This window comes from Embleya sp. AB8 (assembly GCF_049739465.1).
Lineage (GTDB): Bacteria > Actinomycetota > Actinomycetes > Streptomycetales > Streptomycetaceae > Embleya.
Genome location: NZ_JBMHHY010000007.1, coordinates 203,532 through 224,146, shown reverse-complemented (window position 1 = coordinate 224,146; position 20,615 = coordinate 203,532). Strand labels below are relative to the sequence as shown.

The window sequence follows — 20,615 nt, the reverse complement described above, 5'->3', positions numbered from 1 at the left end:
GGACCTACTTGACCCAGACGTCGGTCGGGTAGGTCGAGCCGATGAAGCCGACCCTGGGGCCGCCCAGGCCGGGGCCGTAGAGGGTCAACTGGCGTCGGTAGACGAATGGCACGACCGGCGCGTCGGCCATGATCTTCTTCTCCAGGTTCGACCACTCCTTGCCGGCGGCGACCACGTCCGGCAGCGCGGTGATCCGGTCCATCTCGGCGCTCATCGCCGGGTTGTTGTACAGGTTGTACTCCGTGCCGTCGTCGGCGATCTTGCGGCCGTCGAACTTGGCGGGTAGCACGGTGGCGGCGCTCGGCCAGTCCGCGCCCCAACCGGACCAGTACAGGTCGTACTTGTTGTCGACGTGCCCGATCTCGGTGTAGTAGCTCTTGTCGTTGACCGGCTGCGGGACCACCTTGAAGCCCGCCTGCTGGAGCGCCTGGACGATGGTCACCGACACCTGCTCCCACATCGGCGTCTGGTTGTAGGCGTAGACGATCGTGGGGTTGGGCGTGCCCGACTCGGCGAGCAGTGCCTTGGCCTTGGCGATGTCACCGGTGGGCGGCACGCCGGCCAGGTCGTACTTCTCGAAGCCGAGCACGGTCGGGCCCATCAGCGTGGTGGCGAACTCGCCGTAGGCCGGGCCGCCGAGGATCTGCCGTACCTGCTCCTTGGGGAACGCCGCGATCAGCGCCTGGCGCACCTTGACGTTGGTCTGCCGCTTGTTGTTGATCTCGAAGTATTCGGTGAACGGGGTGCCCGCGTCGGCGGTGCGCGCCTTCAGGTCCGGGGTGGTGAGCACCTGTTGGGCGACCTCACGGCCGACGTTGGCCCGGAAGGTCATGGCGTTCTTGTCGTCGCCGTTGGCCGCGATCAGCCGCTCGTTGATCTGCTGGGTCTGCATGCCGAACTCGAAGTTCCACTGGTTGGGGTAGGCATGTCGGACCGAGTCGGTATCCGCGTTCCAATTCTCGTTGCGCACCAGCGTCATGGACTTGTCGATGTCGCGGGCGGAGATCTTGTACGGGCCGCTGGACAACGGGTGCTTGTCGAACTCCAGCTTGGTGTCCTTGGCCTTCGGCACCGGGGTGGAGGTCTGCATCGCCACCGCGAACGGGAAGTCGCCGTGCGGCGAGGCGAGCGCGAACTCGATGGTGCGCTCGTCGGGGGTGCGGATCGCGTCGAGTTCACGGCCGTTGTACGGACCGTCGTAGACCGAGCGGATGTCGGCCGTGCCGGTCAGCCACTCCTGGATCCAGGTCGGGCCGCCGGTGATCTCCTTGGCGAACGAGCGCTCCACGCCGTACTTGACGTCCTGTGCGGTGATCGGCGAGCCGTCCTCGTACTTGAGCCCGTCCTTGAGGGTGAACTTCCAGGTCTTGCCGCCGTCGGGGCTCGATCCGGTGTCGGTGGCCAGGTCGCCGACCAGGACGGTCTGGTCGCCGTCCTGTTTGTAGGTGGTGAGCTGACGGGTGAGCAGCAGGTCGACGGTCTGCTCGTGCGAGACGTATACCCGCGCCGGGTCCAGGTGGTTGAAGTCGGTGCGCTCCAACACCTTGGCGGTGCCGCCGGACTTGGCCCCGGGGATCGGCTTGGCCGGGCCCTTCGAGTCGGCGGCGGTACCGATGCTCACGGCCCGGACCTTGGCCTCCGGGGCCTTGTTCGGGGTTTTGCCGTCGTCGGACGAGCCGCCTCCGCCGCTGCTACAGGCGGCGGCGCCGAGGGCGAGCGCGGCGGTGAGCGCGGCGAGTCTGGTGGTGGGACGAGGGTTCATGGTTCCTTCCGAGGGTTGCGGGCAGCGCGGGAACTGATCGCTCAGCGGTCGCTCTTGGGATCGAGCGCGTCGCGCACCGAGTCGCCGAGCAGGTTGAAGGCCACGACGAAGACGAGCATCGTGATGCCGGGAACGCACATGTAGGTGATGTCGGTCCGGTAGACCTCGGCACCCTTGAGCAACATCCGGCCCCAGTCGGGGGTGGGTTCGACCATGCCCACGCCCAGGTAGGACAGCGCCGCCTCGGTGGTCACGTACGCGGGCACCGCCATCGAGGCGCTGACCAGGATCGGGGTGACCAGGTTGGGCAGCAGCTCGCGCAGCACCACGCGCATCGGCGAGGCGCCGAGCACCCGGGCCGCCTCCACGTATTCGCGGGTGCGCAGCGAGAGCACCTGGCCGCGCAGCAGGCGGGCCACGCTCGCCCAACCGAACGCGGAGAGCACGGCGACGATGATCGTGCCCCGCAGCAGGGGCGACATCTGTTCGCCCGGGTTGGTCAGCAGCGAGGTGACCACCGGGGTGAAGGCGATGAAGAAGAGCGTCGCCGGGAAGCTCAACATCACGTCGATCAACCGACCGACCAGGAAATCGGTACGCCCGCCGAGGTAGCCGGCGGTCACTCCGATCACCACGCCGAGCACGGTGACGATCGCGACCACCGCGAGCGAGATCAGCAACGAAGTGCGGATGCCGTACAGGAGTTGGGTGAGTACGTCGCGGCCCAGGCCCGGTTCCAGGCCGAGCCAGTAGTCGCCGGACATGCCGCCGTTGGGCGCGATGGGGAAGCCGAACTCGTTGAGCAGGCCGTGTTGGTTCTGGCCGTAGGTGGTGTAGGGGTCCTTTCCGTACAGGTTGGCGAACAGCGGGGCGCCGAGGCCGGCGACGAAGAAGAGCGCGACGACGCAGCCGGCGGCGATGCCGACCCGGTCGCGGCGGAAGCGACGCCAGGCGAGTTGCGCGGGACGGAGTCCGGCAGGGGCGGGACCGACGGCGGGAGGGTCCGCGAGATCGGTCGGATCTGGGTTGGGCGCGAGGGTGGTCATGACGGCGGGCCTCTCGGGAGGCGGCGGAATCTGGTTGCTGAAGTGGCCGAGTGGTGGTGGGGACTCTGGTCAACGCACGCCTACGGGTCAAGACATAGCAGTGTCACATTTGAGGTGCGACATTGTATTTACTTTTCCTTTACCATCCACCTGCGGTTTTGCCGCGCGATCCACCTCTCGCCGTGATCGAATCGAGGCTGGTGGAACGTTAGAGAAATGTGACATGGTACTGAGGTGAACGAAGTGGAACCGCGGATCCGGTGCTTCCCGGAGCCGGCGACGCCGCCCGAGTTGCGCGTCCAGGTGGTCGAACTCCAGGACCAGGCATGGCCGTTGCCCGAGCCTGCCGAGGGTGTGGCGGCGATCGGGCCGAGCCATGACCCGGCGCTGCGGCCGTTGTCGATGCTGCTCGTGGACGACGACGGCGTGGTGGTGGCCGCGCTGGACATCCTGGCCAAGGAACTCGCGCACACCGGTGGGCACTTCGCCGTCGGTGGGCTGAGCACCGTGGTGACCCGGCCGGCGGCGCGGGGGCAGGGGCACGGTCGGCGCCTGGTGGCCGCGGCCCGGGAGGAGATGCTCGCCGGCGGCTTCGACTTGGGGTTGTTCACGTGTGACCGCCCGCTCCGGGCGTTCTACGAGCAGGCGGGCTGGGAGGTGCTCCCCGGTGCGGTGTTGATCGGCGGCACGCGGGCCGCGCCCTTCCGCAGCGATCGACCCGGCTTCGACAAGGTCACCATGGCGAGCTTCTTCTCGGCCGATGCCATCCGGGCCCGGGCATCGTTCGAGCACTGCGACATCGAGCTGTATCCCGGGGAGATCGACAAGCTCTGGTGACCCGGGTCGGCTATGCCCCGGGTGTCGCCCTGGGGGCGCCGGTGCTGGTGCGGATCACCAGGGCCGGATGCAGCAGGTGGCGGGCCGCCCGGGTGCGTTCGCCGCGCAGGCGTTGGAGGAGGGTTTCCGTGGCCAGTCGGCCCATCTCCTCCCGGGGCTGGTTGATCGTGGTCAGGCCGATGTGCCGCAGGCCCGCCAAGTGGGTGTTGTCGTAGCCGACCACCGAGACGTCCCGGGGCACCCGTACGCCGGATTCGGACAGTTCGCCGATGATGCCGACCGCGTTGACGTCGTTGGCCGCGACGATGGCCGTCGGGAGGGTGCCGCCGGCGAGCAGGGCGCGGGCGGCCTCGGCGCCGCCGGTGTCGGTGTACTCGCTCGGCACCACGCGCAGGTATCGCTGCAACGCGAGCCGGTGCATGGCCTGTTCGTAGCCGCGGCGACGGACCGCCGCCTGGGAGCCGTGGCCCCCGTCCACGTGCACGATGTCGCGATGGCCGAGCGCGGCCAGGTGCTCCACGGCCAGCGCCGATCCGGTGGCGCCGTCGTCGTTGACGGTGTCCACGTGCGCGGCGCGCACGCCCCTGGCCACCAGGACGGTGGGCACCTGCTCGGCGGCCTCCTCGATCGCGGCGGTCGCCACCACCGGGCCGAGCAGCACCAGGCCGGCCGGGCGGAACTGGAGAAGCCGTTCCAGGCTGCGCCGTTCGTGCGCCGGGCGGCGTCCGCCGGTGCCCAGGACGATGTCCATGCCGTGGTCCCGCGCGGCGGCCTCGACGCCGTCGACGACCTCGGCGAAGTAGGGGTTGTGCAGATCCGAGATCAGCACGCCCAGTGTGCTGCTGCTGCCGGTGGCCAGCGTGCGGGCGTTGAGGTTGGGCCGGTAGCCCAGCTCGCGGGCGGCGGCCAGGACGGCCTGCCGGCGGCCCGCGCTGACCTTGGGCGAGTCGCGCATGACCAGCGACACGAGGGAACGGGAGACCCCGGCGCGGGCGGCGACGTCCTCGAGGGTGGGACCGGACACTGATGCTCACCTTTCTCCGACGCGAACCACGTGAGCCACGCGCACGACACGAACCACGTGCACGACACGCACGGCGCGAACGACACGCGCGCCTCGGCGAGATCGCGACCCGCACCACCGCGACCCACCCCACCCGGCGCCGCGCCCCCGGCCCGGTCGGCCCCGGCGACCCGGTGGCAGCACGATGGCACGATCGTGCGACGAAGGCTACACCGATGGAGCGCTCCAACCGAATGGAGCGCTCCAAGTGGATCGGCGGAATCGGTCGGACGGCGCCGACGAATGGCTGCAATGCGCGTCGATCATGGTGTGTCGGCGGGATACCGGGCACGTTGCGAGTGACCCTTGACACGCTCGGACGGCGAGGATCAGTCTTGGGGCGTTCCCGAATTGGAGCGCTCCAAAGGGTGCGGCGCGCCGACGGGACGTTTCCTGGAGCATTCCCGGTTGTCCGGTTCCACCCGTCCACTGGAGAAATGAGTCTCATGCGTATCGGAGTCGCAGGCGTGGGGCGGATCGGCGCGATGCACGCGCGCAACCTCACCGCCCTGGAGACGGTCGACGAGCTCGTCCTGTTCGATCCGCAACCGGAACGCGCGGTGGCCCTGGCACGCGAACTGGGCGCCGCGGCGGTCGCCGACCCCGACACCCTGCTCGCCGGCGTCGACGGCGTGGTGCTGGCCACGCCCACCGACACCCACCCGGAGTGGGTGCGGCGGACCGTGGCCGCCGGCGTGCCGACCCTGTGCGAGAAGCCGATCGCGTCGGACCTCGCCGAGCTGATCGTGCTGATCGCGGACGTCGAGGCAAGCGGGGTGCCCGTACTGGTCGGCTTCCAGCGCCGATTCGACCCGGCGGTGATCGAGCTGAAGCGGCGCCTGGACGCGGGCGAGTCGGGTACGCCCTACCTGGTCCGGGCGATCGGGCAGGACGCCGCGCCGCCCGATCTCGGCTATCTGCCCGCGTCCGGCGGGATCTTCCGCGACCTGCTCATCCACGATCTGGACGCGGTGCCATGGTTGCTCGGCGAGCCGGTGGTCGAGGTGTTCGCCGGTGGGTCGGTGCTGGTCGACCGGGCGTTCGCGGACGCCGACGATGTGGACAACGCGGTGGTGGTGTTGCGCTTCGCCGGCGGCGCGCACGCGGTGCTCACCGGCGGGCGGCACAACCCGGCCGGCTACGACCACCGGATCGAAGTGCTCGGCTCGGCACAGTCGTTGGTGGTGGGCCTGGATCCGCGGACGCCGCTGACCTCGCTTGAGCCGGGCGGTCCGCAGGCCCGGCCCGACGCCTACCCGGGCTTCCCGGAGCGGTTCGCCCGCGCGTACCGCAACGAGATGCGGGTGTTCGTCGAGGTGGTCGCCGGGCGGCAGGCCAATCCGTCGCCGGTGCGCGACTCGCTGGGCAGCCTGGTCCTCGCCGAGGCCTGCGAGCGGTCCCGGCGTGCGGGCCGGCCGGTCGACCCGGCGAGCGTCCCGGCCGACGTGGGCATCGGTCCGGCGGCGGCCGTCGAGGTGGCCCGATGACCGTGTCGGCCCCGCCGGAGCTGCGCCTCGCCGGGGCGCCGATCTCGTGGGGGGTATGCGAAGTGCCCGGCTGGGGGCCGACCCTGCCGGTGGACACCGTGCTCGGCGAGATGGCCGGTCTCGGGCTGACCGCCACCGAACTGGGCCCGCCCGGCTACCTGCCCGCCGACCCCTCGGCGCTCGACGGCGTGCTGCGTGGCCACGGGCTGTCCCTGGTCGGCTCGTTCGCCGCACTCGTGCTGCACGACCCGGACCGCGCGGCGCAGGCGCGCGCGACGGCGAAGCGGACCGCCGAGCTGATCGCCGCGGCCGGCGGCGAGGTGTTGGTCCTGGCCGCGGCCACCGGGCTCGACGGCTACGACGTCCGCCCCCGGTTGTCCGCCGCACAGTGGCGGCGGCTGATCGACACCGCCGACGAAGTGGCCGGGATCGCACAGGAGTTCGGGTTGCGCGCCACGCTGCATCCGCATGTGGGGACCCATGTGGAGAGTGCCGCCGAGGTCGAACGTTTCCTCCGGGACAGCACGCTGCCGCTGTGCCTGGACACCGGGCACCTGCTGATCGGCGGGAGCGATCCGCTCGACCTGGTGCGCCGGCTGCCTGAGCGGATCGGACACGTGCACCTCAAGGACGTACACGCGGACACCGCGGCGCTGGTCCGGGCCGGTGTGCTGAGCTACGCCGAGGCGGTCGGCCGGGGCCTGTATCGGCCGCTCGGCGCGGGGGACGTGCCGATCGCGGAGATCGTCGCGACCTTGCGGGCGGCCGGCTACCGGCAGTGGTTCGTGCTCGAGCAGGACACCAGGCTGAGCGACGATCCGGCCGACGCGGAGCTGCCGCGCCGGGACACCGCACGCGGTCTGGCCCATCTGTGCGGCAACCGAGGCGCCGGGTCGGCGTGATGCCGCCGGCCGAATTCGCCGTTGGCGGGCGTCGGGGCGGGTACGACATCCCTGACCGCCATCCGGCGACGCCGCCGACCGTACCGTCCGGACCGACCGCCGCCGCCACCGAGCCGACCGCGCCGCCGCCCCCACCGTCCAGAGCCTCCCCGCCGTCCCGATCGTGCTGACGAGGAGTATTCGATGCCCAGACGTTCCCTCGGACTCGCCGCCGCCCTCGGCGTGTCCGCGCTCGTGCTCGCCGCCTGCAGCAGTCCCACCGGTATCGACCCGGACGCCGAGAAAACCGCCGCCGGCGGCGCGCCGAGCGCGGCGGCGAAGGGGAACAACACGGTGGCCGTGATCACCCACGGCTCGGCCGGTGACGCATTCTGGAGCGTCGTCCAGAACGGCGCGCAGGACGCGGGCCGCAAACTCGGCGTGGACGTCCAGTACCAGGGCAACGGTGATCCGGCGGCCCAGGCCCGGTTGATCGACAACGCGGTCACCCAGGGCGTGGGCGGCATCGTGGTCTCGATGGCCAACCCCGACGCGCTCGCCAACTCGATCAAGGCGGCCACCGCCAAGGGCATTCCGGTGATCACCATCAACTCCGGGCAGGCCAGGTCCGCCGAGTTCGGCGCGATCGCGCACGTCGGCCAGGACGAGTCGATCGCCGGCGAGGCGGCCGGCGCCAGACTCCGACAGGCGGGCCGGACCAAGCTGCTGTGCGTGATCCACGAGGCGGGCAACATCGGCCTGAACCAGCGCTGCGACGGCGCCAAGGCCGGGTTCGCCGGGCCGGCCCGGACCCTTCAGGTGGACATCGCGAACCCCACCGACACCCAGGCGCGCATTCGCGGCGCGCTGCAGTCCGACTCCTCGATCGACGCGGTACTCGCGCTCAACCCGCAGGTGGCCGCCGTCGCGGTCGGCGCGGTCGGGGACGCGGGCAGCAAGGCGCAGATCGCCACGTTCGACCTCAACCCGGACGTGGTGGCCGGGATCAAGGCGGGCACCATCGGCTTCGCGGTGGACCAGCAGCAATACCTCCAGGGCTACCTCCCGGTGACGATGATCAAGCTCTACCGGGACAACGCCAACACGGTCGGCGGCGGCAGACCCGTACTGACCGGTCCCGGCTTCGTGGACCGGAACAACGTCGACGTGGTGGCCGGATACGCGCGGCGGGGGACCCGATGACCACGACCCCGGCGCCGCCCACCACGCCCGCCTCGCCCGCCGCCGACGAACGGGTGACGCCCGCACGGTTGTTCCACCGGCTGTTGGTCCGACCCGAACTGGGCTCGCTGATCGGCGCGCTGCTGGTGTTGGGCTTCTTCTCGTTCGTCGCCGACGGGTTCTTCACCGCCGCCGGCGCGGCGACCTGGCTGGACGACTCGGCCACCCTGGGCATCATGGCGGTGGCCGTCGCGCTGTTGATGATCGGCGGCGAATTCGACCTGTCCGCCGGGGTGATGACCGCCTCGACCGCGCTCATCACCGCGATGTTGTCGACCCGGGCCGGCTGGTCGGTCTGGCCGGCGCTGACCGTGTCCCTGCTGTTCGCGCTGGCCGTGGGCGCGCTCAACGGCTGGCTCGTGGTGCGGACCGGACTGCCCAGCTTCATCATCACGCTCGGCACCTTCCTGGCCCTGCAGGGCCTCAACCTCGGCGTCACCCGGCAGGTCACGGACAGCGTCCAGGTCAGCGGGATGCGGGCCACCGAGGACTACGCGGCGGCGGCCCGGTACTTCGCCTCGACGCTGCACGTGGCCGGTACCGAGATCCAGATCTCGGTGTCCTGGTGGCTGATCCTGGCCGCGCTCGGTACGTGGGTGCTCGCCCGGACCCGGTTCGGCAACTGGATCTACGCCGTCGGCGGCGCGCCGGTGAGCGCGCGCAACGTCGGGGTCCCGGTGGACCGCACCAAGATCATGCTGTTCATGACCACCGCGGGCGCCGCCTGGCTGGTGGGCTCGATCAACATCCTGCGCTACACCTCGGTCCAGGCCAATCAGGGCATCGGCCTGGAATTCCAGTACATCATCGCCGCGGTGATCGGCGGCTGCCTGCTCACCGGCGGCTACGGCTCGGCGATCGGCGCCGCGGTGGGCGCGCTGATCTTCGGGATGGCCCGCCAGGGCATCGTCTACGCCAAGTGGAACAGCGACTGGTTCCAGCTCTTCCTCGGCGTGCTGTTGCTCGCCGCCGTACTGGTCAACAACTCCTTCCGGCGCCGCGCGGAGAGGTCTCGCCGATGACGAATCCGACCACCTCCCCGAGTGCCGGGGAGCCGGCCGGCGCCACCCGCGCCGGAGCCGAACACCTGCTCGAACTGCGCGCCGTGGGCAAGCGGTTCGGCAATGTGATCGCGCTCGACGAGATCTCCACGACGGTGGACGCGGGCGAGGTGACCTGCGTCCTGGGCGACAACGGCGCGGGCAAGTCGACGCTGATCAAGATCCTCGCCGGGGTGCACGAGAACGACAGCGGCGACTACCTCGTGGCGGGGGTGCCGGTGCGGTTCGGCTCGCCGCGCCAGGCACTGGACCACGGGATCGCCACGGTCTACCAGGACCTGGCCGTGGTGCCGCTGATGAGCGTCTGGCGCAACTTCTTCCTCGGCTCCGAACCGGCCAAGGGCCGCGGTCCGTTCGCCCGCATCGACATCGCGCAGGCCAAGAGCACCGCCCGGCGCGCGCTCCTGGACATGGGCATCGATCTGCGCGACGTCGAGCAACCGGTGGGCACCCTGTCCGGCGGCGAGCGGCAGTGCGTGGCGATCGCGCGGGCGGTGCACTTCGGCGCCAAGGTATTGATCCTGGACGAGCCGACCGCCGCGCTCGGGGTCAAGCAGGCCGGCGTGGTGCTGCGCTATATCGCCCGGGCCCGCGATCGTGGCCTGGGCGTCGTGTTCATCACGCACAACCCGCACCACGCCTACCCGGTGGGCGACCGATTCCTGCTGCTCAACCGAGGCCGCGGCCAGGGCAGCTTCGCCAAGGCCGAGATCAGCCTGGCCGAACTCACCCGGCAGATGGCGGGCGGTGCCGAACTCGAAGCATTGGCCCACGAGTTGGCTACGGAGGCCAAGGCATGAGCGGGGTCGAACCCGAACTGCTCACCGTTGGGCGGGTCGGCGTGGACCTCTACCCGCAGCAGAGCGGCGTCCCGCTCGACCGAGTGGAAACCTTCGCCCGATCGCTGGGCGGTACGGCCACCAACGTCGCGGTGGCCGCCGCCCGGCTCGGCCGGCGAACGGCCGTGCTGACCAAGGTCGGCGCCGACCCGTTCGGCACGTTCGTACGCACCGCGCTGACCGGCTTCGGGGTGGATCCCACCCGGGTGTCCACGCACGAACGGTTGCTCACCCCCGTGGTGTTCTGCGCGCTCGACCCGGCGGAGGACCCCCCGCTGCTGTTCTACCGGCTGCCCACCGCACCCGACCTCACGCTCACCGACGAGGACGTGCCCTGGGACCTGGTCCGCCGGGTGCCGGTGTTGTGGGTGACCGGGACCGGGGTGAGCGTGGAGCCCTCGCGCGGCACACATCTGCGGATGCTCGCCGCGCGCGGGCGGCGCGCGCACACCGTGCTCGACCTCGACTACCGGCCGATGTTCTGGCCCGACCCGGCCACCGCCGCCCGGCACATCGGCGCGCTGGTGGACGAGGCCACCGTGGTGGTGGGCAACCGCGCCGAGGTGGCGATAGCGGTCGGCACCACCGATCCGGACCTGGCCGCGGACCGCCTGCTCGCCCGGGGCGTGCACCTGGTCCTGGTCAAGCAGGGCGCCGCCGGTGTCCTGGTGGCCGGCCCCGGGGGCCGCGCCACCGTCGCGCCGCGCCGGGTCGAGACGGTGTGCGGGCTCGGCGCGGGGGACGCGTTCGGCGGCGCCCTGGTGCACGGCCTGCTGGCCGGCTGGGACCCGGTGCGGATCGCCGAATACGCCAACGCCGCCGGGGCGCTGGTGGCCGGGCGGCTCGCCTGCGCCGACGCGATGCCCACCGGCCGGGAGATCGAGGACCTGATGAACGACCCGATGTCGGAGACCCGAACGTGATCAGCGACCGCGACTGGACCACCCTGCTGGCGACTCGGGCACACCGACCCGACGCCGTCTCCGCCGGCTACGCCGCGCGTCGGCGCCGACCACACCTGCTCTCCGCGCACGGCACGCTGTTCCTGGTCGCCGCCGACCATCCCGGGCGCGGCTCGCTCGGGGTCGGGACGGACGCGCTGGCCATGGCGGATCGGCGCGACCTGCTCGGCCGGTTGGTCGCCGCGCTCGAACACCCGGACGTGGACGGGGTGTTGGGCACCCCCGATGTGATCGAGGAACTGCTGCTCCTGGGCGCCTTGGACGACAAGATCGTGATCGGCTCGATGAATCGGGGCGGCCTGGCCGGCGCGGCCTGGGAGATCGACGACCGGTTCACCGGCTACGACGCGGACGCGATCCGCCGGCATCGACTCGACGGCGGCAAGATGTTGTTGCGGATCGTGGACGCCGACGCGGGCACGATACCCACCCTGCAGGGCTGCGCCCGGGCGGTGGGGGAGCTCGCGGAGCACGGCATCGCGGCGATGATCGAGCCGCTGCCGTATCGGCGGGACGCGGCCGGGCGGCTGGTGCTTGATCGGTCGACCGAGGCGAACGTGCGGGCGGTGACGGTCGCTTCGGCGCTGGGTACGACCTCGGCCTACACCTGGCTCAAGTTGCCCGCGACCGACGAGCCGGAGTTGGTGATCGGGGCCACCACGCTGCCCACCGTGGTGCTCGGCGGTGTGCCGTCGGCCGACCCGGGCGCCGATCTGTCCTCGTGGGGACGCGCGTTGGCGCAACCGGCGGTGCGCGGCCTGGTGGTGGGACGCGCACTGCTCTATCCGGCCGACGGGGACGTGCGCGGCGCGGTGCACGCCGCCGCGCGGGTACTGCGGGCGGCATACCCGAGGGCGACGGAGGCGAACACGTGAGCGAGCAACGGCTGTTCCATCCCTGGGGCGCGGATCCCGGGGCCGAGGATCCGGTGTCGATCACCCCGGAGCTGGCAGGCTGGCGGTACAGCGGACTGCGCGTCGTGCACCTGGCACCGGGCGGGCGGCGGGTGTCGGCCACCGGGGACGACGAGGTGGCGGTGATCCCGCTGGCCGGCTCGGTGACCGTGGAGACCGAGGGGCGGCGATTCGAACTGGCGGGCCGCGACTCGGTGTTCACCGCCGTCACCGACTTCGCCTACGTACCGCGCGACGCGGAGTTGCGGCTGTCGACGAGGCATGGCTGCCAGCTGGCGCTGGCCTCGGCGCGGGCGGGCCGGCGGTTGGACCCGGCGTACGGGCCGGCGGCCGGGGTGCCGGTCGAGGTGCGTGGCGCGGGACGGGCGACCCGGCAGGCGAACAACCTGCTGACCCCGGACGTGTTCCCGGCGGACAAGCTGGTGGTCTGCGAAATCCTCACCCCGGACGGCAATTGGTCGTCGTACCCGCCGCACAAGCACGATCGGGCGAGCGCGCACGAGGTGGTCAACGAGGAGATCTACTTCTTCCGGGTGGCCGGGCGGGACGGGCGCACCCCCGACCGGGAGGGGTTCGCACTGCATCGCACCTACACCGCCGACGGCTCGATCGACGCGACGGTGACGGTTCGGGACGGCGACGTGTTCCTGGTGCCGCGCGGCTACCACGGGCCGTGCGTGGCGGCGCCCGGACACCACCTCTACTACCTCAACGTGATGGCCGGTCCGGCCGCGGAACGCGCCATGCTTGCGTGCGACGATCCCGCGCACCACTGGGTCCGGGAGAGCTGGCTCGGGCAGGACCCGGACCCCAGATGCCCGCTGACCCCCCGGCCGGTCCCGAGCGGAGGAACCCGATGAGCACCACGCGTACCGTGCGGCTGACCACGGCCCAGGCCCTGGTCCGCTGGCTGGTGGCCCAGGAGACGGAACTTGTGGACGGCCGCCGGGCCCGGCTGTTCCCCGGGGTGTTCGCCATCTTCGGCCACGGCAACGTGCTCGGCCTGGGCGACGCGCTGCACGAGGTGCGCGCACGACTGCCGGTGTGGCGCGGCCAGAACGAACAGGGCATGGCGCTCGCCGCGGTCGCCTACGCGCGGGCCACCGAGCGGCGCCAGGTGATGGTGGCGACGTCGTCGATCGGACCCGGCGCGCTGAACATGGTCACCGCGGCGGGGGTGGCGCATGCCAATCGGCTGCCACTGCTCCTGGTGGTCGGGGACACGTTCGCGAGTCGGGCGCCCGATCCGGTGTTGCAGCAGGTCGAGCACTTCCACGAGCCGGGTACCACGGCCAACGACGCGTTTCGCGCGGTCAGCCGCCACTGGGACCGGATCACCCGGCCCGAGCAGCTGATCGGGACCCTGCCCCAGGTGGCCCGGGTGCTCACCGATCCGGCCGAGTGCGGGCCGGTCACGCTGGCGTTGCCGCAGGACGTGCAGGGCGAGGCGTACGACTTCCCGGTGGCGATGTTCGCGCCGCGCCTGCATCGGGCCCGGCGACCTCGGCCCGATCTGGGCGAACTGGCCGATGCGGCGGAGTTGTTGCGTGGGTCGCGGCGGCCGTTGTTGGTGGTCGGCGGTGGGGTGCGATATTCGGTGGCGGCGGCCGAGGTGTTGCGGTTGGCCGAGGCGCACGGTGTCCCGTTCGCCGAGACGGTCGCCGGACGTACCCTGCTGCCGCACGAACATCCGCTGCACGCCGGGCCGTTGGGCATCACCGGGTCGGCGTCGGCGAACACGCTGGCCGGTGCCGCCGATCTGATCCTGGCCGTGGGTACGCGCCTGCAGGACTTCGGTACCGCGTCATGGACGGTGTTCGCCCCCGACGCGCGGTTGTTGTCGATCAACGCGGCCCGGTTCGACGCGGTCAAGCGGCGCGCGCTGCCGGTGACCGGCGACGCGCGCGAGGCGCTGCGCGAACTCGCCCCGCTGCTGGGCGATTGGCGGGCGGACCCGGCCTGGTCGGCGCGGGCCGAGATCGAGCGCCGGGCCTGGGACGCCGTGGTCGACGGGCTGCGCGCGGCGCCCGGCGACCTGACCTACGCGCAGGTGGTCGGGGTGGTCAACCGGCTCTCCGGGGCCGACGACTACGTGCTGGGCGCGGCCGGCGGGCTGCCCGGCGAACTGGTCGGCGGGTGGCGGGCGTCGGGGGCGGTGGGCGCGTCGACGATGGACGTCGAGTACGGATTCTCCTGCATGGGCTACGAGATCGCGGGCGCGTGGGGCGCGGCGATGGCCCGGCCGACGGGGGTGGTCACCACACTGCTCGGCGACGGCTCCTACCTGATGCTCAACTCCGAGCTGTACTCGGCCGTGCTGGCCGGGCACCGGTTCGTCGCGGTGGTCTGCGACAACGGGGGCTACGCGGTGATCGCGCGGCTCCAGGAGGGCCAGGGGGCGGCACCCTTCAACAACATGATCGCGGACTGCCGGGGACCGGGCGGGGTCGCGGATCGGCGGGTCGACTTCGCGGCACATGCCGCTGCGCTCGGCGCGGAGGTGTTCACCGCCGAGACGGTCGAGGAGTTGGCGAAGGCGTACACGACGGCCCGGACCTGCCGTGGCCCGGCCGTGGTGGTGGTCCACACGCGCCCCGACCGCTGGACCGACGCGGGCGCGTGGTGGGAGGTGGGCGTGCCGGAGGTGTCGGCGCGCCCCGAGGTGCGGGAGGCCCGCCGCCGGCTGGACGTCGTGCGGGCGGAGCGGTCGGGCCGGGCGTGAGCGGAGGGCCGGGGGCGTGGCCGGCGTGTGGGTGGCGGTGGGGTTGGCCGTTGTTGCGGTGGGTGGTCGGGCGTGGTTGGGGGTGGTGCCGGAGCGATCGGCCCGGCCCGAGGTGACGGCGGCCCGCCGGTGGCTGGACGTCGTGCGGGCGGAGCGGGCGGGCCGGGGGTGTGGCCGGCGTGTGGGTGGCGGTGGGGTCGGCCGTGGCTGGGGTGGGTGGTCGGGTGTGGTTGGGGTGGTGCCGGAGCGATCGGCCCGGCCCGAGGTGACGGCGGCCCGCCGGTGGCTGGACGTCGTGCGGGCGGAGCGGGCGGGCCGGGGGTGAGTGGGCGGGGCTGCGGGCGGACGGGCACGTCGGTGGTGGGCTTGGCGGCGGCCTCGGCGAGCGGGTCGTGAGTGCTTTGGGGCGCCGAGGGCGTGGCTGGGTCGGGTCGGGTGGTGCGGCGTCGGCGCGGGCCGGTTCGGGTTCGAAGCCGGTTGGCGGTGGCCGGGTGGAGTGGGTGGGGTGGGGCCGAGTCGGCGGGGTTGTGGGCCGGCGATCGGGCCGTCCGGGAGTGCTCCGGGGTGCCGCAGGCGTGGGTGGCGGGTCCGGTGGGCTCGGGGATCGGGCCGGACGCGGTGGGGACCGAGGCCGCCGGGCGCGGCGTGTGCGGAGCGGTGAGCCGACGGGCGGCAGGCTCGGGCCGCGGGTTGCGCGTGGTCGACGGGCGTGGCGTCGGTCGGGCGCGGTCGAGGCGGCGGCCTTGCGGTTCGGGGGCCTGACGTTGGCGGCCCTCGGGGTCAGGCCGCCAAGGGCCGCGTCGGCAGGCCCGCGTCCGCCCTCGCGCCGGCGAAGGAGCGGAGCAGGTGCTCGTGGATGGCGCCGTTGGAAGCGATCAGCTCGCCGTCGCCGGGCTTCCAGTCCTCGCCCTCGAACGTGGTGGCCCGCCCGCCCGCCTCGCGGACCAGGATCGCGCCGGGCGCCCAGTCCCACGGGCCGCACCGCTGCTCCCAGTAGGCGTCCAGCCGACTCGCCGCCACCCAGGACAGATCGATACCGGCGCAGCCCAACCGCCGCACGTCGCGGGTGCCGTTGACCACCGAAAGGAACTCGGCCAGGTTGTTGTCCGGATCGGTGGCCCGGGACGGCGGAAAGCCGGTGGCGAGCACGCTGCGCCCGAGCGTACGCGTATCCGACACGCGCAACCGCTTGCGGCCCTCGTACGCGCCGCGCCCGGCCTCCGCCCAGTAGGTGCGCCGCCGGGTCGCGTCCGCGACCACGCCGAGCGCGAGCTGTTCGCCGTCCCAGAACGCGATCGCACAGGCGTAGTGCGGGAGTCCGTGCGCGAAGTTGGTGGTGCCGTCGAGCGGATCCACGAACCAGGTGGGCCGCCGCAGGTCCAACTCGGCCAGCCCGCCACCTTCTTCGCCGACCACCGCGTCCTGCGGGTAGTGGTTGCTCAGCCAGGCCCGGACCAGTTTCTCCACCCGCAGGTCGGTCGCGGTGACCAGGTCCGCGGCGGAGGACTTGAGCCGGATCCGCCGCGGCCGGCCGGCCCGGCGAATCGTCTGGGCGGCCTCACGGGCGATGCGCAGTGCCGCGAGCGTACGGGGGAGGGGGAAGACCACGGTGTCGCTCCTCGCCTACGGCGATCGTGAAGTCGTCCCCACCTCGGATCGCCGTCATGCATGGGATTGGCCCCTGCATTATGTCGAGGCCCGCCGTCGTCCACCACCAAGTTGGGCCGCGTCGCCGGATCGGGTCGGTGACCCGCCGCCGGCGCGGCCCTTCGGCGCGGCCCGTCGGTGCGACCGGTCAGCCCGTCGTGGGCTGGTAGTTGCGGAAGTTCACCCACAGCCGCGACGGCGCCACATCCAGCGTGTGCATCACCGCGCCGTCGGGCGTCGGCAGGAACGCCAGGCCCTCCGCCTCGGTGCCGGACGGCAGGTTGCGGTCGAGCACATCGGTGAGCGTGCCGGTGTCCGGGTCGATCCGGTAGATCGACTTCACGTCGTTGTCGGCCGCCGCGTACAGCTTGCCCTGGTAGATCTTGGCGCCCTGGATCCGACTGACCGTGCTGCTCAGCGGCACCCGCTTGACGAACGAGAGGTCGGCCAGGCTGAACACGTTGAGCGCGGTGGTGTTGTTCCACTCGGCGGTGTAGACGTAGCCGCGCGCCGGGTCGACGGCCACCCACGGCACGCCCTGGGTGTGCAGATTCTGCGGAAGCGCGTACGCGGTGCCGGTGAACTCCAGCGTCTTGGCATCGAACAGCGCGATGAACGGGTGCTGGTAGGCACTGCCGTCCTCGATCGGGGCGTAGATCTTCCCGTTGTAGTAGTCGATGTCACCGATGTGGTTGCCACCGAGATCGGCGATCTGCTTCGGGATCGCGAACGGCCGGTCGACGATCTTCGACCCGTCGAGCGTGGTCCGCTGGAGCCCGTTCTGCCAGGAGAAGAACCAGTTCTGCCCATCGGTGGCAACGCCCTGGGACCGCTGGAGCGCGTCCAGGAACAGAAAGGTCTTACTCGACGTCTGTTTCCACTCGGTGGCCGCCAACGCGGGCGACGCGGTCAGGGCAACGGCAAGCACGGCACCGCACAACACACTCGTCGCGGCGCTCAAACCTCGGCGTACGGAACGTCGACGCATCAACACGAACCCTTCGACCAGGCCGCGCCCGGATGGCCAAGCACCGCCAGGGCAACGGCAGTTGCAACACGATCCCAACACGGACCCGACCAGCACACCCCCTATCACCCACCCCTGCCAAGCCTTCCCCGATGAACTATCTGCGACCTACACCCATCCCACCCGCCACACCCACGAATCACCCCACCGCCGGCCCGGTGCAATACGCAGGTCGTGGAGGTTCGGTTACCCGATGTAGGGGGGTCGGGGCTCGGGGTGGTTGTTGGGGGTGGGTGGGTTGGTTGGGGGGATCTTGGGTCATATTTCGGGGGTAGTACCCGCACGGCCGCAAGGTACGAGAGCTCGGTGGCGGTTTCGCGGGTCGGGGGTCGTTGCGGTGCCTTCGGTGTCGCGGCGGCGCGGGTGTGCCATCGGAGCGTGTGACGTTCGAGGAGCGCCGTCATGGCACGTCCGGTTGGTATCGACCTCGGTACGACGAATTCGGTGGTCGCGGTTCTCGAAGCCGGTGAACCCACCGTCATCACGAACGCGGAAGGGGCGCGGACGACACCGTCGGTGGTCGCGTTCGCGAAGAACGGCGAGGTGCTCGTCGGTGAAGTGGCCAAACGCCAGGCGGTGACCAACGTCGAGCGCACCGCGCGGTCGGTGAAGCGACACATGGGTGACAACTCGTGGCATTTCCCCGAGACGGGCGACATCGACGGCAAGCGCTACACCGCGCAGGAGATCTCGGCGCGGGTGCTGCAAAAGCTCAAGCGCGACGCCGAGGCGTATTTGGGGGAGAAGGTCACCGACGCCGTGGTCACGGTGCCGGCGTATTTCGACGACGCGCAGCGGCAGGCGACCAAGGAGGCCGGCGAGATCGCCGGGCTGCATGTGCTGCGGATCGTCAACGAGCCGACGGCGGCGGCGCTGGCGTACGGCCTGGACAAGGTGCGCGACCAGACGATCCTGGTGTTCGACCTGGGCGGCGGTACGTTCGACGTGTCGCTCCTGGAGATCGGCGAGGGCGTCGTGGAGGTCAAGGCGACGCACGGCGATACCCACCTGGGCGGCGACGACTGGGACCAGCGGGTGGTGGACCACCTGGTCAAGCAGTTCCGAAACGCGCACGGGATCGATCTGTCCAAGGACAAGATGGCCCTCCAGCGGCTGCGCGAGGCGGCGGAGAAGGCCAAGGTCGAATTGTCGAGCGCGACGGAGACCTCGATCAATCTGCCCTACATCACCGCGTCGGCCGAGGGCCCGCTGCACCTGGACGAGAAGCTCACGCGTGCGCAGTTCCAGGAGCTGACCCGGGATCTGCTCGAGCGCTGCCGCGGACCGTTCGAGGCGGCGATCAAGGATGCCGGGATCTCGTTGTCGGAAGTGGACCAGGTGGTCCTGGTCGGCGGCTCGACCCGGATGCCCGCGGTCGCCGAGTTGGTCCGGGAGTTGACCGGCGGCAAGGAGCCGAACAAGGGCGTCAACCCGGACGAGGTCGTCGCGGTCGGCGCGGCGCTGCAGGCGGGTGTGCTGAAGGGTGAGGTCAAGGACGTTCTGCTGTTGGATGTGACGCCGCTCTCGCTGGGGATCGAGACCAAGGGCGGCATCATGACGAAGTTGATCGAGCGCAACACCACCATTCCGACGAAGCGTTCGGAGATCTTCACCACCGCGGACGACAATCAGCCGTCGGTGCAGATCCAGGTGTTCCAGGGTGAGCGGGAGATCGCCGCGTACAACAAGCGGCTCGGCATGTTCGAGCTGACCGGGCTGCCGCCGGCCCCGCGCGGGCTGCCGCAGATCGAGGTGACGTTCGACATCGACGCGAACGGCATCGTGCACGTGTCCGCGAAGGACCTGGGCACGGGCAAGGAGCAGTCGATGACCATCACCGGCGGCTCGGGCCTGCCGAAGGACGACATCGACCGGATGATGCGCGAGGCGGAGGCGCACGCGGAGGAGGACCACCAGCGTCGCGAGGCCGCGGAGACCCGCAACCAGGCCGAGCAACTGGTGTACAGCACCGAGAAGTTCATCAAGGACGAGGGCGACAAGGTACCGCCGGAGGTACGCACCGAGGTGGAGACGTCGGTGGCCGAGCTGAAGACGGCGCTGGCGGGTGAGGACCTGGGCGCGATCCGCGACGCGGCGGAGCGGGTGAGTACGACCAGCCAGAAGCTGGGCGCGGCGATGTACGCGAACGCGCAGCCGGGCGCGGCGGGTGCGGCCGGCGCCGGAGCGGGTGGCGCCGCCGCCGGGGGCGCGGCAGGCGCGGGTGCCGCCGCCGAGGACGACATCGTCGACGCCGAGATCGTCGACGAGGACAAGCGCGGAGGTGGGACCCCATGAACCGGATCTCGCCCGGCCCCGGGCTGTTGCCGGTCCCGGCCGGGCAGCCGCAGTCGCCGATCCTGGCCACGCTGCTGGCCGAGATCGCCACGCTGCGTGGTCAGGCGAACGAACACGCGGACGAACTGCGCCGGCTGCACGCGGACTACGCCGGCTATCGCGACCGGGTGCGGCGGGACCGGCTCGCGGTGCGGGAGGCGGCGCTGGCCAATGTGCTGACCCCGCTGCTGCCGGTACTGGACGGCTTCGACCGGGCCCGGGCGGCGGGCGACCTGAAGACCGGTGTCGCGGGGGTCGTCGACGGCTTGGAGGACGCGCTGGCGGCGCTCGGGCTGCGGGCGTTCGGCGCGATCGGTGACGTGTTCGACCCGCATGTGCACGATGCGTTGGCGCTGTCCGTTCGGGCCGATGTCGATCCGCCGATCTGCTCGGTGGTGCATCAGCCGGGCTATCGGGTGGGCGAGCGGTTGTTGCGGCCCGCCCGGGTGACGGTGACCGGGCCGCCGGCGCCGCCGGCGGTGGCGGGCGAGTGATGATCCGCAGGCGGGTGATCGTGGCCGGGGACGTGCAGGGCGTGTACTTCCGGGACACCTGTCGCAGTACGGCGATGTTGCACGGCGTGGCGGGCTGGGTGCGCAATCTGCCGGACGGCACGGTCGAGGCGGTGTTCGAGGGCGAACCGGCCGAGGTGGACCGGCTGGTGGCGTGGGCGCGACAGGGACCGTCGCGAGCCATCGTGGATCGGGTGTACGTGTTCGAGGAGGACGAAATCCCGCAGGGGCTCGGCGGGTTCGAGATTCGGGCCACGCCGATGCCGCGGCCGGGCTGAG

18 protein-coding genes are annotated in these 20,615 nt (G+C 71.6%); 13 read left to right on the top strand and 5 right to left on the bottom strand.

Annotated features, from left to right (window positions below):
- Nucleotides 1-4: 4 nt before the first annotated feature.
- Nucleotides 5-1,762 (bottom strand): ABC transporter substrate-binding protein, encoded by a 1,758-nt coding sequence (locus ABIA38_RS12495; protein ID WP_424638623.1) that lies wholly within the window; start codon nt 1,760-1,762, stop codon nt 5-7.
- A gap of 41 nt (nt 1,763-1,803) precedes the next feature.
- Nucleotides 1,804-2,808, bottom strand: a complete 1,005-nt coding sequence (locus ABIA38_RS12490; RefSeq protein WP_424638622.1) for an ABC transporter permease — start codon at nt 2,806-2,808, stop codon at nt 1,804-1,806.
- A gap of 234 nt (nt 2,809-3,042) precedes the next feature.
- Between ABIA38_RS12490 and ABIA38_RS12485 the strand changes: the two genes are divergently transcribed.
- Nucleotides 3,043-3,645, top strand: a complete 603-nt coding sequence (locus tag ABIA38_RS12485; protein WP_424638621.1) for a GNAT family N-acetyltransferase — start codon at nt 3,043-3,045, stop codon at nt 3,643-3,645.
- Nucleotides 3,646-3,655: 10 nt separating this feature from the next.
- Here the strand turns inward: ABIA38_RS12485 and ABIA38_RS12480 are convergent, their stop codons facing one another.
- Entirely contained in the window at nt 3,656-4,669 is a 1,014-nt protein-coding gene (locus ABIA38_RS12480; protein ID WP_424638620.1) for a LacI family DNA-binding transcriptional regulator, read from the bottom strand.
- A 476-nt stretch (nt 4,670-5,145) separates the two neighbouring features.
- Here ABIA38_RS12480 and ABIA38_RS12475 point away from each other — a divergent pair, with 476 nt between their 5' ends.
- The 9 genes from ABIA38_RS12475 to iolD all read left to right on the top strand — a co-directional run bounded on the left by ABIA38_RS12475 (nt 5,146) and on the right by iolD (nt 14,816).
- Entirely contained in the window at nt 5,146-6,195 is a 1,050-nt protein-coding gene (locus ABIA38_RS12475; protein WP_424638619.1) for a Gfo/Idh/MocA family protein, read from the top strand.
- Complete coding sequence (locus tag ABIA38_RS12470) at nt 6,192-7,097, top strand: TIM barrel protein (protein ID WP_424638618.1); 906 nt, start codon at nt 6,192-6,194, stop codon at nt 7,095-7,097. The genes ABIA38_RS12475 and ABIA38_RS12470 overlap by 4 nt, the downstream gene beginning before the upstream one ends.
- Nucleotides 7,098-7,280: 183 nt before the next feature.
- Nucleotides 7,281-8,279: a sugar ABC transporter substrate-binding protein gene (locus ABIA38_RS12465; RefSeq protein WP_424638617.1), complete on the top strand. Its 999-nt coding sequence runs from the start codon at nt 7,281-7,283 to the stop codon at nt 8,277-8,279.
- Entirely contained in the window at nt 8,276-9,340 is a 1,065-nt protein-coding gene (locus ABIA38_RS12460; protein ID WP_424638616.1) for an ABC transporter permease, read from the top strand. The genes ABIA38_RS12465 and ABIA38_RS12460 overlap by 4 nt, the downstream gene beginning before the upstream one ends.
- Nucleotides 9,337-10,179 carry an ATP-binding cassette domain-containing protein gene (locus ABIA38_RS12455; protein WP_424638615.1) on the top strand — a complete coding sequence of 281 codons (843 nt, stop codon included), beginning with the start codon at nt 9,337-9,339 and terminating at the stop codon, nt 10,177-10,179. The genes ABIA38_RS12460 and ABIA38_RS12455 overlap by 4 nt, the downstream gene beginning before the upstream one ends.
- Complete coding sequence (iolC, locus tag ABIA38_RS12450) at nt 10,176-11,141, top strand: 5-dehydro-2-deoxygluconokinase (protein ID WP_424638614.1); 966 nt, start codon at nt 10,176-10,178, stop codon at nt 11,139-11,141. The genes ABIA38_RS12455 and iolC overlap by 4 nt, the downstream gene beginning before the upstream one ends.
- A complete protein-coding gene (locus ABIA38_RS12445) occupies nt 11,138-12,055 on the top strand; it encodes a Cgl0159 family (beta/alpha)8-fold protein (protein WP_424638613.1) in 918 nt (305 codons plus the stop codon). The genes iolC and ABIA38_RS12445 overlap by 4 nt, the downstream gene beginning before the upstream one ends.
- On the top strand, nt 12,052-12,954 hold the full coding sequence (iolB, locus tag ABIA38_RS12440) for a 5-deoxy-glucuronate isomerase (RefSeq protein ID WP_424638612.1): 903 nt from the start codon (nt 12,052-12,054) through the stop codon (nt 12,952-12,954). The genes ABIA38_RS12445 and iolB overlap by 4 nt, the downstream gene beginning before the upstream one ends.
- Nucleotides 12,951-14,816, top strand: coding sequence for a 3D-(3,5/4)-trihydroxycyclohexane-1,2-dione acylhydrolase (decyclizing) (gene iolD, locus ABIA38_RS12435; RefSeq protein WP_424638611.1), 1,866 nt, complete (start codon nt 12,951-12,953; stop codon nt 14,814-14,816). Before iolB ends, iolD begins: the two co-directional genes overlap by 4 nt.
- 780 nt (nt 14,817-15,596) lie before the next feature.
- Here the strand turns inward: iolD and ABIA38_RS12430 are convergent.
- Nucleotides 15,597-16,424 (bottom strand): inositol monophosphatase family protein, encoded by an 828-nt coding sequence (locus ABIA38_RS12430; protein WP_424638610.1) that lies wholly within the window; start codon nt 16,422-16,424, stop codon nt 15,597-15,599.
- Nucleotides 16,425-16,611: 187 nt separating this feature from the next.
- Nucleotides 16,612-17,451 (bottom strand): DUF6923 family protein, encoded by an 840-nt coding sequence (locus ABIA38_RS12425; RefSeq protein ID WP_424638609.1) that lies wholly within the window; start codon nt 17,449-17,451, stop codon nt 16,612-16,614.
- A 441-nt stretch (nt 17,452-17,892) separates the two neighbouring features.
- Here ABIA38_RS12425 and dnaK point away from each other — a divergent pair, with 441 nt between their 5' ends.
- Genes dnaK through ABIA38_RS12410 form a run of 3 tightly spaced genes read left to right on the top strand, consistent with a single transcriptional unit; the run spans nt 17,893 to nt 20,614 of the window.
- Nucleotides 17,893-19,785, top strand: a complete 1,893-nt coding sequence (gene dnaK, locus ABIA38_RS12420) for a molecular chaperone DnaK (protein ID WP_424638608.1) — start codon at nt 17,893-17,895, stop codon at nt 19,783-19,785.
- Complete coding sequence (gene grpE / locus ABIA38_RS12415) at nt 19,782-20,318, top strand: nucleotide exchange factor GrpE (protein WP_424638607.1); 537 nt, start codon at nt 19,782-19,784, stop codon at nt 20,316-20,318. The genes dnaK and grpE overlap by 4 nt, the downstream gene beginning before the upstream one ends.
- Complete coding sequence (locus tag ABIA38_RS12410; protein ID WP_424638729.1) at nt 20,318-20,614, top strand: acylphosphatase; 297 nt, start codon at nt 20,318-20,320, stop codon at nt 20,612-20,614. Before grpE ends, ABIA38_RS12410 begins: the two co-directional genes overlap by 1 nt.
- Nucleotide 20,615: the final 1 nt, after the last annotated feature.